The sequence below is a fragment of the Serratia sp. Sp408 genome (assembly GCF_057180665.1).
Map to the genome: position 1 here is coordinate 49595 of NZ_JBXUFT010000007.1, position 14877 is coordinate 64471.

A 14877-nucleotide genomic window follows, 5' to 3' on the forward strand; every position below is an offset into this window, starting at 1 on the left:
AAGGCAACCCTCGGGGTATCGGCAAAAACGTGATGGTGGTTGCGCGCGGGTGGATAGCCTGTCGCTATGCCAGCGCGGCCACCGCCTGGCCAGCTATCTGTCGGATCAGGATGGGCGCGTTCATGCCGCACCCTCTGATAACCCGGCATCTCCAGCGGTGTCGGACAGCGCTATTAACGCGTGGTTTAAGGCACTATCCATCAATGCCGACCATTGATTTTCGCCTCGCTTGGCTCCATGTTAGTTAATCATACGCATTTTAAGGCCCGTCGGTTGCGGCGGGCCCCAACGCTAATCAGGACTGCCCTATGACAAATCCGTTGCTGACACCGTTTTCCCTGCCGCCGTTTTCCGCTATTCGCCCTGAAGATATCGTGCCTGCGGTGCAATCCGCGCTGAACGATTGCCGCGCCGAGGTAGAACGCGTGGTCGCGCAGCCGGGGCCGTTCACCTGGGATAATCTGGTGCAGCCACTGGCGGAGTCTGACGATCGCCTGTCGCGCATCTGGTCGCCTATCGGCCACCTTAATTCGGTAAAAAACAGCCCGGAACTGCGTGAAGCCTATGAGCAGGCATTGCCGCTGCTGTCGGAGTACGGCACCTGGGTAGGCCAGCACGAAGGGCTGTATCAAGCCTACCGCAATCTGAAGGAAGGTGATGCGTTCGCTCAACTGACCCTGCCGCAGCGCAAGGCGGTGGAAAACGCGCTGCGTGATTTCGAGCTGTCGGGCATTGGCCTGTCGCCGGAAAAACAGCGTCGTTACGGTGAGATCGTCGCGCGGCTGTCTGAACTGGGTTCGACCTACAGCAATAACGTGCTCGACGCCACCATGGGCTGGAGCAAACTGATTACCGACGAAGCCGAACTGAGCGGTCTGCCGGCCAGCGCATTGGCACAGGCACAGGCGATGGCGCAGGCCAAAGAGCAGGAAGGATGGCTGCTGACGCTGGACATGCCGAGCTACCTGCCGGTGATGACCTACGCCGACAATCAGGCGCTGCGCGAAGAAATGTACCGCGCGTTCACCACCCGCGCCTCCGATCAGGGGCCGAATGCGGGCAAATGGGATAACAGCGAAGTGATGGCGGAAACCCTGGCGCTGCGTCACGAACTGGCGCAACTGCTGGGTTTCGCGACCTACGCCGACAAATCACTGGCCACCAAAATGGCGGAAACCCCGCAGCAGGTCATTGGCTTCCTGAACGATTTGGCCAAGCGCGCCCGCCCGCAGGCGGAGCAGGAACTGGCCCAGCTACGTGCTTTTGCCCAACAGCATTATGGCGTCGATCAGCTGGAAGCGTGGGACATTACCTATTACGGCGAAAAGCAAAAACAGCACCTGTTCTCGATCAGCGACGAACAGCTGCGTCCGTACTTCCCGGAACAGCGCGTTGTCGATGGGCTGTTTGAAGTGGTAACACGCATTTACGGTATTAGCGCCAAAGAGCGTAAAGACGTTGATACCTGGCATCCGGAAGTGCGCTTCTTTGATTTGTTCGATGCGAGCGGCGCGCTGCGCGGCAGCTTCTACCTGGATCTGTATGCGCGCGAGAACAAGCGTGGCGGTGCCTGGATGGATGACTGCGTTGGCAGCCTGCGCAAAGCCAACGGCGAGTTGCAAAAACCGGTGGCCTACCTGACCTGTAACTTCAACCGTCCATTGGGCGACCAGCCGGCGCTGTTTACCCATAACGAAGTGACGACGCTGTTCCATGAGTTTGGCCATGGCCTGCACCATATGCTGACGCAAATCGATACCGCCGGCGTCGCAGGCATCAGCGGGGTGCCGTGGGATGCGGTCGAACTGCCAAGCCAGTTTATGGAAAACTGGTGCTGGGAGCCGGAAGCGCTGGCATTTATTTCCGGTCATTATCAGACCGGCGAGCCGCTGCCAACCGCTCTGCTCGATAAGCTGCTGGAGGCTAAAAACTATCAGGCGGCGCTGTTCATTCTGCGTCAGCTGGAATTTGGCCTGTTCGACTTCCGCATGCACTTTGAATACGATCCGCAAACCGGTGCGCAGATCCTGCCGCTGCTGGCCGAGGTGAAGAAAATGGTCGCGGTGGTGCCGTCGCCGAGCTGGGGCCGTTTCCCGCACGCGTTCAGCCATATCTTCGCCGGCGGCTATGCGGCAGGTTATTACAGCTATCTATGGGCGGAAGTGCTGTCGGCAGATGCCTATTCGCGTTTTGAAGAAGAAGGTATTTTCAACGCTGAAACCGGCCAGTCGTTCCTGGATAACATTCTGTCGCGTGGTGGTTCGGAAGAGCCAATGGAGCTGTTCAAACGCTTCCGTGGCCGTGAGCCACAGCTGGATGCTATGCTGCGCCATTACGGAATCAAAGGGTAACTCGACACGTGAGCGTGTGTTTATTGTGTGAAGCAGGCGCCGATCCCGGCGCCTTGTCTATTTTGGCCGATCGTTGGCAACTGACATCGGACGACCAGGCGCTGATGGCGTTAGTGTTGACGCCGCAACGGCTGGAGCTGCGCAAGCGCGACGAGCCGAAGCTCGGGGCGATTTACGTCGATTTTGTTACCGGTCCGATGGCGCACCGGCGACGCTTTGGTGGCGGCCGGGGTGAAGCGGTAGCCAAGGCGGTTGGCATCAAAGGCAACTATTTACCGGATGTGGTGGACGCCACCGCCGGGCTGGGGCGCGACGCCTTCGTGCTGGCAGCGCTCGGTTGCCGCGTACGCATGCTGGAACGCAATCCGGTGGTGGCGGCACTGCTCGACGACGGCCTGCAGCGCGGCTATCAGGACGCTGAAATCGGTCCATGGCTGCGTGAGCGCCTGACGCTGCTGCATGCCTCCAGCCTGACGGCGCTGGCGGAACTCGAACCGCGGCCGGAAGTGGTCTACCTCGATCCGATGTATCCGCACAAACAGAAAAGTGCGTTGGTGAAGAAAGAGATGCGGGTATTCCAGTCGCTGGTGGGTAGCGACGACGACGCCGATGGCCTGCTGGCACCGGCGCGCCGCCTGGCGACCAAACGCATCGTGGTGAAGCGCCCGGACTACGCGCCGCCATTGGCGAACGTGCCAGCACATGCGGCGACGACCACCAAAAATCACCGTTTCGACATCTATATGCCGGATCCCCTTCATACTTGACGCTGCAGCGCCAACTTGCCGCCAGGCCAATTATTTCGGCGAGCTCCCGGTACTTGCGACGCTGGTACAGCATTGACGAATATCGGGAGGAGTATTCATTGAGCTACCTCCCATTTCTCTGAATCAACCTGAAAACACTCTGGATAAAATGCAAAGTGGATCGCATGATTCCCTTTCATTTCCCCCGCCTATAATTAGATAAAAAATGAAAAACACGCTGCTTGCCGTATTGCTTTGCCTGGGAACCTCCGCGATGGCCGCTGAACCTGTCAATATCACCCTTCTCGGCACTTCCGATCTGCACGGTACCTTCGTACCCTGGGATTATTCCACCGACACCGAAAATCTGGCCGGCAGCCTGAGCCAGATCGCCACTCAGATCCAGCAGATCCGCGCCCAGCAGCCGAACGTGATCCTGGTTGACGCCGGCGACACCATTCAGGGTAATTTTGTCGAAACGTTTAAAAACGAAAAAACCAGCCCGATGATCCTCGGTTTTAATGCGCTGGAGTATGACGTCTGGGTGATGGGCAACCACGAATTCGACTTTGGTCTCAAGCCGCTGGCGACCTCGCTCAATCAGTTCACCGGCACCGCATTGGCCGGCAATATCCTGTGGGACAGCGGCAAGCCTTATCTGCCGGCATATAAAATCATCGAACGTCAGGGGGTGAAGATCGGCATTATCGGCATGGATACGCCGATGACCGCCGAATTCGCCAAGGGCACCGATCGGGTGAAGGGATTGAACTTCACCGATCCGGTGCAGGCGGTCAGGCAGGTCATTCAGCAGATTCAGGGACAAGTGGACGCCATCGTGCTGGTGGCGCATATGGGTATCGACAACGAGAATCAGCGGCCGGGCACCGGCGTGGGCGATATCGCGCGCGCCAACCCGGAGCTGGCGGCGATCGTTGCCGGCCATATGCACGTCAAGGTGGATAAGGAAGTGATTAATGGCGTGATTGTCACCGAACCGGATAAGTACGGCCGCGCGCTGTCGCGCATCGATCTGCAATTTGAGCAGCACAACGGCAAATACCTGCTGGTCAACAAAGACAGCTACACCTACCCGATCAAGGGCGTTGCGTCGGACAAAAAGCTGGAGCAAATCTATCAGCCGTACCACACTATCCTGCGCGCCAATGCCAACCGGCCGATTGCCCAACTGTCCGGCCAGGATCTGGTGCCGCCGGATGCGGTGAAGGGTATTCCACAGGTTCACGTGCAGGATACCGGCATCAGCCGGCTGTATCAGCAGGCCAGCCGCTATTACGCGCCACAGGCGCAGGTGATTGCGTTGCAGATAGACAACGATCGGCCGAAGCTTAACGTCGGTACCATCACCGCCAAGGACATTGCCTTTAATTATCAGTACGCCGGTGGTGAAATTACCGTCTATCAGCTCAGCGGCAAGGAACTGAAAAAGTATATGGAATGGTCGGCAGGCTATTTCAATCAACTGCACGACGGCGACGTGACATACAGCTTCAACCCGCAGCGGCGCGCCTCCAAATACTCCACCAATGATTTCTTCGACGGCGTCACCTATAAAATCGATCTGCGCCAGCCGGTGGGGCAGCGCATTATCGAGCTGAAAATGAACGACGGCACGCCGGTCACCGACGAGATGCCGATACGCCTGGGGATGAACAGTTACCGCATGGGACACCTGACGCAGCAGGGCGGCGCGCTGGAGGGGATGCAGTTTCCGGTATTGTCCGACAGCAAGGCGCAGTACGGCGAAGAGGCCGGCACCATACGTAATCTGACCCTGCGTTATCTGACCGAGGTCAAGCAAGGGCAATACCAGGGAAGTACGCAGCAGCGCTGGCAACTGGTTGGGCTGACGGGCTATGACCGTGAACGTCACATCGTCGAAAAACTGCTGAATGACGGTAAAATCAGCGTGCCGACCACGGCGGATGGACGTTACAGCAACGTGGCGTCGATTAACGTAAAAGGATTGCTGTTCAGCGATCCGCAGGCGCGCCGTCAGCAGGAAGCGATGCTAAAACAGCAAATTGCCGGCACCGACGATCCGCAGTTGAAGCGGCAGTTGAACGATCGGCTGGTGATTATCGCGGCGATCAATAAAGCCTGATGGACTATGGGCCCGGCGTGCCGGGCCTTATGGCAGCGTTAATGCTCTTCGCGCAGGCTTTTGCCGACGTTGCCGCCCGGATGTACCGCCAGCAGCCGGTCCTTATCGTAGCCGCTTCGCACCATCAGACAGGCGCAGGCGGCGTCGAAAATCGCCAGTACCAGCACGATCGAGGTGGTTGCCAGCATATTCAGCGGATCTACCTCATTTTTCACCCCGGTGGCGATCACCAGCTGCGCGGCGCGAGCGATGGCGGAGTCCGGGTTTTCCGTGACGCTGATCAGCGTCACACCTTTGGCGGCCAGCGTCGGCAGCAGGCGCGTCAGCTCCTCGGAATTGCCGCCGCGCGAGATCATGATCAGCAGATCGTCGGCACGTAAAAACCCCAGATCGCCATGCGCCGCATCGGTCGCGTCCAGAAAAATGGCCGGCTGTTCGACGCAGGCCAGCATATGGGCGATTTTACGCGCCGCAATGCCGGAGGTGCCAACGCCGGTTACCGCAATTTTGCCCCGGCAGCCGCTTAACAGCGTCATCAGGCGTTGCCAATCGGCGGCGTCGATGCGCTGATCGAGCTGCGCCAGCTCGCGACTGTACAGTTGCCAGGCCTCGCTAGCGCGTTGCCACTCCTGTTGGCTCATGCGTCCTCCTGCATCAATTGGCGATATTTCATATGATCGTGATACAGCTGGTGGAACACGCGGTATTTACGATCGTAGTAGCGCTTGATGTCATTGGTTTGCGGCGTCACGGTTTTGCCGATGCGGCTCATGGCATTCATCGCTTCCGGCAGGGTATCGAACACCCCGGCCGCCACGGTAGCCATCATGGCGCCGCCCAGCAGCATCGCTTCGCTTTCCTCCGGCAGCAGCATGGCGCAGCCGGTGGCGTTGGCATGTTCCTGCACGAAAATCGGGTTCTTGGTGCCACCGCCGCTGGCCATGATGGTATCAATGCTATAACCGCTCTGATTCATGGTTTCGATGATATGGCGGGTGCCCAGCGCGATGGCCTGAATGGTCGCCAAATAGTGCAGCGCCATGTCTTCCGGCGTGCGTGACAGCTTCAGGCCGGTCAGCGTGCCGGTCAGCGTCGGGTTGGCGCGTGGCGAACGGTTGCCGTGGAAGTACGGCAGCATATGAATGTCCTGGGTCAGGAAGGCGATTTTCTCCGGTTCGCCCGCCATGCGGCGTAGCAAGGCGTTCAGCACTTCATATATCGTCTGGTTATGCGCTTTGGCCTGCGACAGCAGTTCTGCATAGCACGGGTGCGACTGAATCACGTGATCGATCAGCGCGCCGGTGGCGGACTGGCCGCCTTCGTTCAGCCAGTATTCCGGCAGAATGGCAGAGTAATATGGCCCCCACACGCCGCCGATAAAGCGCGCGGTGCGTGACATCGCCATATGGCCGGTCGAGGTACCACCAATTAACGCGATGCGGCGATCGAAGTCTGCCACTTCGCCAGAAACGCCGGTGGCGCCAATGGTGCCGAGCGTGCCGGCGTGGGCATCAATGATCGACACGCTGACCGCGGTGCCGGCCATCAGGCCCATTTCGCTGGCGGCACGTTGCGTCAGGCCATGACCGAGCGGTTCACCCATGATTTTGACGTCGCTGCCAATTTTTTCCGCGTCGTGCTCCAGCAGGTCTTCCAGCCCGATCTGCTTGAAATAGCTCTTGTCCCAGCGTTGCTCGTGACCAAGATAGGTCCATTTGCAGACCGTCGAACACAGCGAACGGGTCGCATCCTGGGTCGCGCGCCAGGTCAGGAAGTCGGGCAGATCGAACAGGTAACCGGCGTTGGCCCAGGTGGTCGGCATATGCTGCTTGAGCCACAACATCTTCGGCGTTTGCATTTCCGGGGAAATCACGCCGCCAACGAAGTCCAGCACCCGGTGTTTGCTGGCGTTGATGCGTTCGGCCTGGGTAATGGCACGGTGATCCATCCACACGATGATGTTTTGCTCGCTGCGGCCGGACGGACTGATGGTCAGCGGTTTGCCTTCCTTGTCCAACACCACCAGCGAACAGGTGGCGTCAAAACCGAGTCCTTTCACCTGAATCGGATTGATGTCGGCCTGGTTGACGGCGTCGCGCACCGCGTTGCACACCGCTTGCCAGATATTGTCGGAAGACTGCTCGACAAAATCCGCCTTTGGCCGATAAATGTCAATTTCGCGGCTGGCCTGGCTTACCATCCGGCCGTTCAGGTCAAAAACGCCTGCGCGTGCACTGCCGGTTCCGACGTCTACGCCAATAAAATAACTCGCCATTATTTTTCTCCGTATAAGATTGCACCGGTTAACAGTGCGCAGCACAACCTAGGCTTTTCGATTTTGTAATGCGATAAACAGGATCAGCACGCCGCCCCACAGCGCCATGGTCAGATAACTGCTGACGCCGAGCAGGTTGAGGCCGCTTTCGATCATTTGCAGCACGATCAGCGCCAGCACCAGACCGAGAATACGACCAAAGCCGCCGTCCGGATTGATGCCGCCGAGCACCGAAGCCAGAATGGTCACCAGCAGGTAGGATTCGCCATAGCCGGCCTTGGCCGAGTTGAATTTTGCCATCATCAGCAGCGCCGCACCCCAGCCGAGCAGGGCGGACAGAATATAAACCGCGATCTGCACCCGGGCGGTGTTGACGCCGCTGAACTGCGTCGCCTGCTGGTTGGAGCCCAGCAGATACAGGCTGCGGCCAAGCGTGGTGTGCTCTAGCAGAATCCACAGCCCCGCCGCCACCAGCAGAAACAGCAACAGCGCCAGTGGAATGCCGAACAGGCTGCCGTTGCCAAGATACTGGATCGCTGCCGGGAAGCCGGAAATCACTGCGCCGTTGGACAGCAGGATATTCAGACCGGTTATCAGCGTCATGGTGCCGAGCGTGGCGAGGATCGGCGAAACGCCAATCCAGGCAACCAGCGCGCCGTTCAGCATACCGATGGCGACGGCAACGGCCAGCCCGGCCAGCAGCGCCAGTCCGAGGAACAACGGTTGGTCCGGGTGGCTGACGATGATGGCTGCCATCACCAGCGAGCAGGCGTTGGCGCCGGCAATAATCGACAGATTGATACCGCCGGTCAGCATGGTGATACCCATGCCGAGTGCCAACATGCCGAGGATCGGCAACTGTGAGGCGATCGACTGGAAATTGCCGGCGCTGAAGAAACGCGATCCCAGTAATCCGGCGAACAGCAGGGCGACGATGATAATGATCGCGCTTTGCAGGCGGATGATCCGATCGCGTGGGATCATGCGGGTTAATTGCGTCATGTCATATCTCCTTGGCCAGCTTACGTTTTTCATTCCAGGCGGTGCTACTGATGCTGATCAGAATAATCAGCCCGCTGAATACCGTGTGCCAGTATGAGGACACGCTGAGCAACGTCAGGCCATTTTGCAGGAAGGCCAGCAATACCACGCCAAGCAGGGTGCCGGTGAGCGAACCGCGTCCGCCGGTCATGCTGGTACCGCCAAGCACCACCGCCGCCAGCACCGTCAGTTCAAAGCCGAGCAGCGAGTTTGGCGCCACCGATTGGGTGATTTGCGCCTGCACTACCGCGGCGATGCCTGCCAGAATGCCCATATAGCCATAGACATAAAAATGCAGCCGCAGCAGATTCAACCCCAGGCGCGATGCGGCGTCGCGGTTGCCGCCCATGGCGAAAATCTGGCGGCCGAGGCGGGTGAAGTTCATCAGGACGCCGGTAACGATAATCACCGCCAGCAGGCACAGCAGCGGCAGCGTCAGGCCGTAGTCATAGCCGTCGCCGGCGGTAAACGAGAACCAGTTGATGCCATCCATGAACCAGTCTGGAAAACCGTACAGCCAGGTGCCATTGGTGGCATACACCAGCAGGCCGTAGAACAGATTCAGCGTGGCGATGGTAATGATAATCGCCGGTACCTTCAGCCAGTACACCAGGAAACCGTTCATCAGCCCGAGCAGCAGGCCGACGCCGATGGCCATGGCGAACGCCAGCGGAAAGCTGCCGCCGTGAGTAATGATCCAACTGGCCATCACGTACTGGGCGATGGCGGTGATCGCCGGGAATGAAATATCAATTCCGCCGGCAATCAGCACCACAAACAGGCCGCAGGCCAGAATGCCGAGAATGGCGTAGCTGGTGGCGACGTCGGTCAGGTTGCCCAGCGTCAGAAATTCATCGGTGCCGATACTCAGCCCCAGCGCCAATACCAACACCAGCAGGCCAAGATAGAATTCATGCCGCCCGGCCAGGCGAGCGAGAAACGACTTATCCATTCACCACCTCGGCGATCTGTTGTTCGGTGCAGTGATGCGGCGAAAATTCGGCGACCAGTTCGCCTTTGCGCATCACCAGTACCCGATGACTGTTGTAATAAGCTTCCGGGATCTCATCGCAGATCATCAGTACTGCCATGCCGCGTTCGGCCAGATCTTTGGCGATCTGGTAGATCCCTTCCTTGTTGGCGATATCGACGCCGACGGTCGGCGAGTCGAGGATCAGGATCTTGGGTTGGGTCGCCACCCATTTGGCGATGGCGATGCGCTGAGCGTTGCCGCCGGACAGGGTTTTTACCGGCAGCGCGCTGTCGGACACTTTGATATTCAGTTCGCGAATCAGCGAGTTCACCAGATGGCGAGCCTTTTGGTGATCCAGCAGGCCGAGTGGAGTATGCAGCTGGTCGAACACCGTGACGATGGTGTTATCGTAAATCGATTGCTCCATGATCAGCCCTTGCGTCAGGCGATCTTCCGAGACGTAGGCAATGCCGTGGCGCACCGCTTCGCGGTTGTTGTGTAGGCGTACCGGCTGGCCGTCAACGCGTATTTCACCGCTGTCCGGTTGCGTCATGCCGAACAGGCTCAGGCACAGTTCGCTACGGCCGGCCCCCAACAGACCGACGATCGACACGATTTCGCCGCCACGCAGTGCCAGATTGATATTGCGGTATTTATCGCGGCGGCTAAGGTTGTTGATCTCCAGCAGCGGGGTGCTCTCCACCGGTGGCCGCGCGGGCAAATGACTGTAGTGGAAGCGTTGGCCGGTCATCAGGAACGCCAGTTCGTGGCTGTCCAATTCGCTCGCCGGGTAGGTGCCGACCAACTTGCCGTCACGCATCACGCTGATGCGATCGGCAACTTCCATCACTTCATCCAGTCGGTGGCTGACAAAAACCACGCAGATGTCGGCGGCTTTCAACTCATTGACCACGCGCAGCAGACCGTCAACCTCCTGACGCGTCAGCGAGGCGGTGGGTTCATCCATGATCACCAGCCGGGCTTCGGCGGCGATGGCGCGGCAGATGGCCACCAGTTGGCGATCGGCAATCGACAGTTTCTCGACCTTTTTGTCTGGATCGATGCTGACGCCAACCCGTGCCATGGCGTCCAGCGCCATCTGACGCATGCGGTTGCGTTTGACCCAGAAATGGCCGCCGGGCAGGTAGCGGTGAATGGCGATGTTTTCCGCCACCGTCAGATTGGGAAATAACGAGAGATCCTGATAAATCACCTGAATGCCATAATGGCCGGACAGCTGTGGCGTCAGGGCGTGGAATAATTTTCCTTCCAGTGAGATGTTGGCACCTTTTTCCGGCTGATAGACGCCAGAAATAACTTTGATAATGGTACTTTTACCACAGCCATTTTGCCCGGCCAGGCAATGCACCTCGCCTTTATTGAGCGTCAGGCTTATTTGGTCCAATGCCAGCACGCCGGGGAACTTTTTACTGATATTTTCCAGCGTGATAAATGCGGTAGAGGATGTCATGGCAATAACCTATGTTGCGACGGTATAAACCGTGGGCGCAGCCGGTCGAGAACTGCGCCGTTACGTTTATAAATTCCCGGTGTGGCGAATATTAAAAATCAAAAGCCCAGTGACTTGGCGTTATCTTTGGTAACTTCCAGAATTTTATTAAACCGAATCACTTTGTTGTCCATATCGACGTCGGCTTTACCCAGCCCTTCGATCGACAAATCTTTGGTCACCGCCTTGCCTTGCAGCAATTGATCGGCCACCGTCACCAGCGCATAGCCGGCGTCTTTCGGATCCCACAGCAGCGCTTTTTTAATGTCGCCGCGCATCAGGTAAGGCGCTGCCTGCGCTGGCATGGCGATGCCCACCACCGAGATCTTGTTCTTGGCGCGTTTCTTGGCCACTGCCTGCCCGGCGCCGATTGGCCCCAATGAACCGAAGCCGATGATGCCCTTCATTTGCGGGTAGGTTTTCATCAGATCCAGCGTGGTGGAATAGGACTTGTCGATGCTTTCGGCCACCGGCAGACGCTGGGTGACTTCGAACATGTCAGGGTATTTTTCTTTTTGATATTTAACCGCGGAATCGGCCCAGGCATTATGCAACGGCACGGTCAGCGAACCGACATAGATGGCGTAGCCGCCTTTGCCGCCCATATCCTTGGCCAGCTCATCGATATTGGCCTGCGCATATATCTCGCTATCGATGGTTTCGATATCCCACTGACCGATCTGCTGGTCCGGCGATTCGTGGGTCAATACCACAATGCCTTTGTCGCGCGCTTTCTTCAGCACCGGCTCCAGCACCTTGGCGTCGTTTGGCACCACGATAATGGCATTGACGTTTTTGGCGATCAGATCCTCAATCACCTTGACCTGCGCGGCGGGGTCCGGCGTTGACGGACCGGTCTGATAGGCGTTGACGTCGAGCTTTTTCGCCGCGTCGTTGACGCCGACTTCCATGCGGTTGAACCACGGAATGCCGGTGACCTTGGCGACCACGGCGATTTCATATTTTTCAGCAGCAAAGCCCGGTGTTGATAACATGCACGCAGAAACCACACATGCATTTAATAATGCGAGGTTAAATTTCATAGCTGTACCTTTTCTTATCTGTAGGGGTGGCGGTTTTTCCACCGCTGCAGGTTACAAAGGAATGGAAGAGGGGGCGTAGCCAAAGTTGGAGAAATGTGATCTGTGCAGATTAAGGTAAAATTTAGCGGTTTAATATGTTAAATATAAGTTAAATAAATATGGCGTGGTAATTTTACTACAGTTTGTTAGCCGTTATTAACCAAATAATTATCAATTTACATACATATAAATAACATTTTCGCGATGGCGAGAATAAAAAAATGCCGACGTTGACGCCGGCATGAAAGGTTTTACCCGCTTTGTGAGGCAGATCACCCGCCGTGGCGGTTACAGTACCCCTTGCGCCAGCATGGCGTCCGCAACCTTGACGAAACCGGCAATATTGGCACCGTGAACGTAGTGCGTCTGCTTGCTGTTGCCGCCGTGTTCCACGCAGGCCTGGTGAATATCCGCCATGATATGTTGTAAACGAACATCAACTTTCTCCGCCTTCCAGCCGATGCGCGCGGCATTTTGCGCCATTTCCAACCCGGAGGTGGCTACCCCGCCGGCATTGGCCGCTTTGCCGGGCGCAAACAGGACGCCGGCCTCCAGGAAAGCATCGGTGGCCTGAATGGTGGTTGGCATGTTGGCACCTTCGGCCACGGCTTTGATGCCGTTTTGAATCAGCGTTCGAGCGGCGGTCAGATCGAGTTCATTTTGAGTGGCACACGGCAGCGCGATATCCACCGGCAGGTTCCACGGCTGCTCTCCTGACAAGAAAATCAGGCCGCGCTCACGGGCGTAGTCTTCTATACGGCCGTAACGCTGGTTTTTGATCTCGGCCAGGTGCGCCAGCTTTTCGCTGGTGAAACCGGCTTCATCAACCACGGTGCCACCGGAATCGGACGCGGTGACAACGCGGGCGCCCATCGCCAGCGCTTTTTCAATGGCGAACTGCGCCACGTTGCCAGCGCCGGAAACCGCCACGCGCATGCCTTCAAATCCGAGCCCGTGGCGCTGCAGCATGGCCTGGGTAAAATACACCAGGCCGTAGCCGGTGGCCTCCGGACGTATCAGGCTACCGCCAAAGGACAGACCTTTGCCGGTAAATACGCAGGCGGTATTGTTGGACAGTTTCTTCATCATGCCGGCCATAAAACCGACTTCACGCCCGCCAACGCCGATATCACCGGCTGGCACGTCGGTATCCGGCCCAAGATGGCGATACAGTTCACTCATCAGCGCCTGGCAGAAGCGCATGATTTCACCTTGGCTTTTGCCTTTCGGGTCGAAGTCGGCACCGCCTTTGCCACCGCCCATTGGCAGCGTGGTCAACGCGTTCTTGAAGGTTTGCTCGAAGCCGAGAAACTTCAGTATCGACAGGTTAACCGATGGATGAAAACGCATACCGCCTTTATACGGTCCGATGGCGGAATTGAACTGTACGCGCCAGGCGCGGTTGACCTGCACCTGGCCGGCGTCGTTCACCCAACTGACGCGGAATTGAATGGTGCGCTCAGGTTCGACCAGCCGTTCCAGCAGGGCATATTCGCGGTAGCGCGGGTTTTGCTCAATAAACGGCCAAAGCGAGGTGAAGACTTCACGCACCGCTTGCAGGTATTCGGGTTGATAAGGATTTTGCTGCTGTAAAGTCGCGAGGAAAGCGTCAAGAGATACGGCCTGATCCATGGAGAACTCCTGTGGCATAGTGGTTGCCCCCTTTATGGTTATCGGTTTGAAAATACGGGGGAAGATATTGTGTCTTTTTTGACTATATCACTGCGGGGTGCGTGTTAAACACGCTATTCTGCACGGTACGGGCAAAAAAAACGCCCGCAGGCGCGGGCGTAGGCATTCGATGTTAGGAAGCGCTTACTTTAAGCTTCTTCTTCCTCATCGTCTTCGTCGCGCAGCGGTACAATCAGCATATCGATGTGCACGGTGTTGATCAGCTGGCGTGCGGAAGACATCAGCTTGCTCCAGAAATCCTGATGGTGGCCGCACAGCACCAGATCCATATCGTATTTCTTGATGGCATCCACCAATACCTGTGCCAAATCACCGCTGCCGCTCAGGGTTTCGGTAATTGGGTAGCCGGCGTTTTGCGACAGTTCGGTCAGCGCATGGTGGGTTTCTTCGGAAATGCGTTTTTGCATGTCGCCCAGGTTAACGTCGATCAGGCCGGTATACAGATCCGAATAATTCACATCAACGTGGATCAAGGAGACTTTGGCATTGTACGGTCGCGCCATTGATACTGCTTTTTCCACCAGGACTTTGCTTTCCGGCGACAGGTCCACCGCAATCAGAATGTGTTTGTAAGCCATGAGAATACTCCTTCCATTTAATGCCGATTAAAGGGTTAGCAGGCATCAGCGTACCAGCCTGGCACATTTGTTTACCTGCATAATATCATTCAGATAATGCGGTGATATGTTGGGCCGATCACACCGCAACGTATCAATAAGTTTTGCCATGTTTACCCTTTCAGTTTTACACCCGAAGCGTAAAAAATCCTATTCTTTATGCGGTTAATTTGTATTTGACCGTTTGAAATATAAGCATTGTTGCTGTGAGTATAGTTGAAAAGCGGGGTAATGCCGTGTCGCGCGGCGGCACAGGCCTGTGGCCGATTTACGCACTGGGGTAAATTTTCTCGCTTACCGGGGCCAGTTTGCGTTTGATTATTCTACAATGATGATAAGGCCTCACCCTTTTTCCTTGAGCCGGACGGCGTTCAATATGCATTTGCGTATCGATGCCCCGTCGCCAGTAGTTACGGGTATCGCGGCCTGTGTGGGGTTGTAAAGCGGACAGGAGCAGCAGGCTCC

11 protein-coding genes are annotated in these 14877 nt (G+C 57.1%); 3 read left to right on the forward strand and 8 right to left on the reverse strand.

Features of this window, described 5'->3' with window-relative positions; all coding sequences use genetic code 11:
* Positions 1 to 308 precede the first annotated feature (308 nt).
* The 3 genes from prlC to AC2AXP_RS18300 all read left to right on the forward strand — a co-directional run bounded on the left by prlC (position 309) and on the right by AC2AXP_RS18300 (position 5222).
* The gene (prlC, locus tag AC2AXP_RS18290) at positions 309 to 2351 is read left to right on the forward strand and encodes an oligopeptidase A (RefSeq protein WP_004956424.1); all 2043 of its coding nucleotides are present in this window, start codon (positions 309 to 311) and stop codon (positions 2349 to 2351) included.
* A gap of 8 nt (positions 2352 to 2359) precedes the next feature.
* On the forward strand, positions 2360 to 3118 hold the full coding sequence (gene rsmJ, locus AC2AXP_RS18295; RefSeq protein WP_039991384.1) for a 16S rRNA (guanine(1516)-N(2))-methyltransferase RsmJ: 759 nt from the start codon (positions 2360 to 2362) through the stop codon (positions 3116 to 3118).
* 205 nt (positions 3119 to 3323) lie between these two features.
* Positions 3324 to 5222 (forward strand): bifunctional metallophosphatase/5'-nucleotidase, encoded by a 1899-nt coding sequence (locus tag AC2AXP_RS18300; protein WP_102991052.1) that lies wholly within the window; start codon positions 3324 to 3326, stop codon positions 5220 to 5222.
* Positions 5223 to 5260: 38 nt separating this feature from the next.
* On the opposite strand, the gene AC2AXP_RS18305 is transcribed toward AC2AXP_RS18300, so the two are convergent.
* The 8 genes from AC2AXP_RS18305 to uspA all read right to left on the reverse strand — a co-directional run bounded on the left by AC2AXP_RS18305 (position 5261) and on the right by uspA (position 14373).
* Positions 5261 to 5863, reverse strand: a complete 603-nt coding sequence (locus AC2AXP_RS18305; RefSeq protein ID WP_004956420.1) for a KpsF/GutQ family sugar-phosphate isomerase — start codon at positions 5861 to 5863, stop codon at positions 5261 to 5263.
* Complete coding sequence (locus tag AC2AXP_RS18310; protein ID WP_198773693.1) at positions 5860 to 7497, reverse strand: FGGY-family carbohydrate kinase; 1638 nt, start codon at positions 7495 to 7497, stop codon at positions 5860 to 5862. Before AC2AXP_RS18310 ends, AC2AXP_RS18305 begins: the two co-directional genes overlap by 4 nt.
* A 48-nt stretch (positions 7498 to 7545) precedes the next feature.
* Entirely contained in the window at positions 7546 to 8499 is a 954-nt protein-coding gene (locus tag AC2AXP_RS18315; protein ID WP_004956417.1) for an ABC transporter permease, read from the reverse strand.
* 1 nt (position 8500) lies between these two features.
* Positions 8501 to 9490 (reverse strand): ABC transporter permease, encoded by a 990-nt coding sequence (locus tag AC2AXP_RS18320; protein ID WP_004956415.1) that lies wholly within the window; start codon positions 9488 to 9490, stop codon positions 8501 to 8503.
* A complete protein-coding gene (locus AC2AXP_RS18325; RefSeq protein ID WP_004956414.1) occupies positions 9483 to 10982 on the reverse strand; it encodes a sugar ABC transporter ATP-binding protein in 1500 nt (499 codons plus the stop codon). Before AC2AXP_RS18325 ends, AC2AXP_RS18320 begins: the two co-directional genes overlap by 8 nt.
* Before the next feature lie 98 nt (positions 10983 to 11080).
* Positions 11081 to 12064 (reverse strand): substrate-binding domain-containing protein, encoded by a 984-nt coding sequence (locus AC2AXP_RS18330; protein ID WP_484381856.1) that lies wholly within the window; start codon positions 12062 to 12064, stop codon positions 11081 to 11083.
* A gap of 327 nt (positions 12065 to 12391) precedes the next feature.
* Positions 12392 to 13735, reverse strand: coding sequence for an NADP-specific glutamate dehydrogenase (gene gdhA / locus AC2AXP_RS18335; protein WP_039991382.1), 1344 nt, complete (start codon positions 13733 to 13735; stop codon positions 12392 to 12394).
* 188 nt (positions 13736 to 13923) lie between these two features.
* Positions 13924 to 14373, reverse strand: a complete 450-nt coding sequence (gene uspA, locus AC2AXP_RS18340; protein WP_004956411.1) for a universal stress protein UspA — start codon at positions 14371 to 14373, stop codon at positions 13924 to 13926.
* Between the last annotated feature and the right edge of the window lie 504 nt (positions 14374 to 14877).

Excerpts from the sequence above, each read along its gene's own strand:
- prlC (WP_004956424.1), top strand. The coding sequence starts at position 309 with ATGACAAATCCGTTGCTGACACCGTTTTCCCTGCCGCCGTTTTCCGCT.
- AC2AXP_RS18300 (WP_102991052.1), top strand. The coding sequence starts at position 3,324 with ATGAAAAACACGCTGCTTGCCGTATTGCTTTGCCTGGGAACCTCCGCG.
- AC2AXP_RS18305 (WP_004956420.1), bottom strand. The coding sequence starts at position 5,863 with ATGAGCCAACAGGAGTGGCAACGCGCTAGCGAGGCCTGGCAACTGTAC.
- AC2AXP_RS18310 (WP_198773693.1), bottom strand. The coding sequence starts at position 7,497 with ATGGCGAGTTATTTTATTGGCGTAGACGTCGGAACCGGCAGTGCACGC.
- AC2AXP_RS18315 (WP_004956417.1), bottom strand. The coding sequence starts at position 8,499 with ATGACGCAATTAACCCGCATGATCCCACGCGATCGGATCATCCGCCTG.
- AC2AXP_RS18320 (WP_004956415.1), bottom strand. The coding sequence starts at position 9,490 with ATGGATAAGTCGTTTCTCGCTCGCCTGGCCGGGCGGCATGAATTCTAT.
- AC2AXP_RS18325 (WP_004956414.1), bottom strand. The coding sequence starts at position 10,982 with ATGACATCCTCTACCGCATTTATCACGCTGGAAAATATCAGTAAAAAG.
- AC2AXP_RS18330 (WP_484381856.1), bottom strand. The coding sequence starts at position 12,064 with ATGAAATTTAACCTCGCATTATTAAATGCATGTGTGGTTTCTGCGTGC.
- gdhA (WP_039991382.1), bottom strand. The coding sequence starts at position 13,735 with ATGGATCAGGCCGTATCTCTTGACGCTTTCCTCGCGACTTTACAGCAG.
- uspA (WP_004956411.1), bottom strand. The coding sequence starts at position 14,373 with ATGGCTTACAAACACATTCTGATTGCGGTGGACCTGTCGCCGGAAAGC.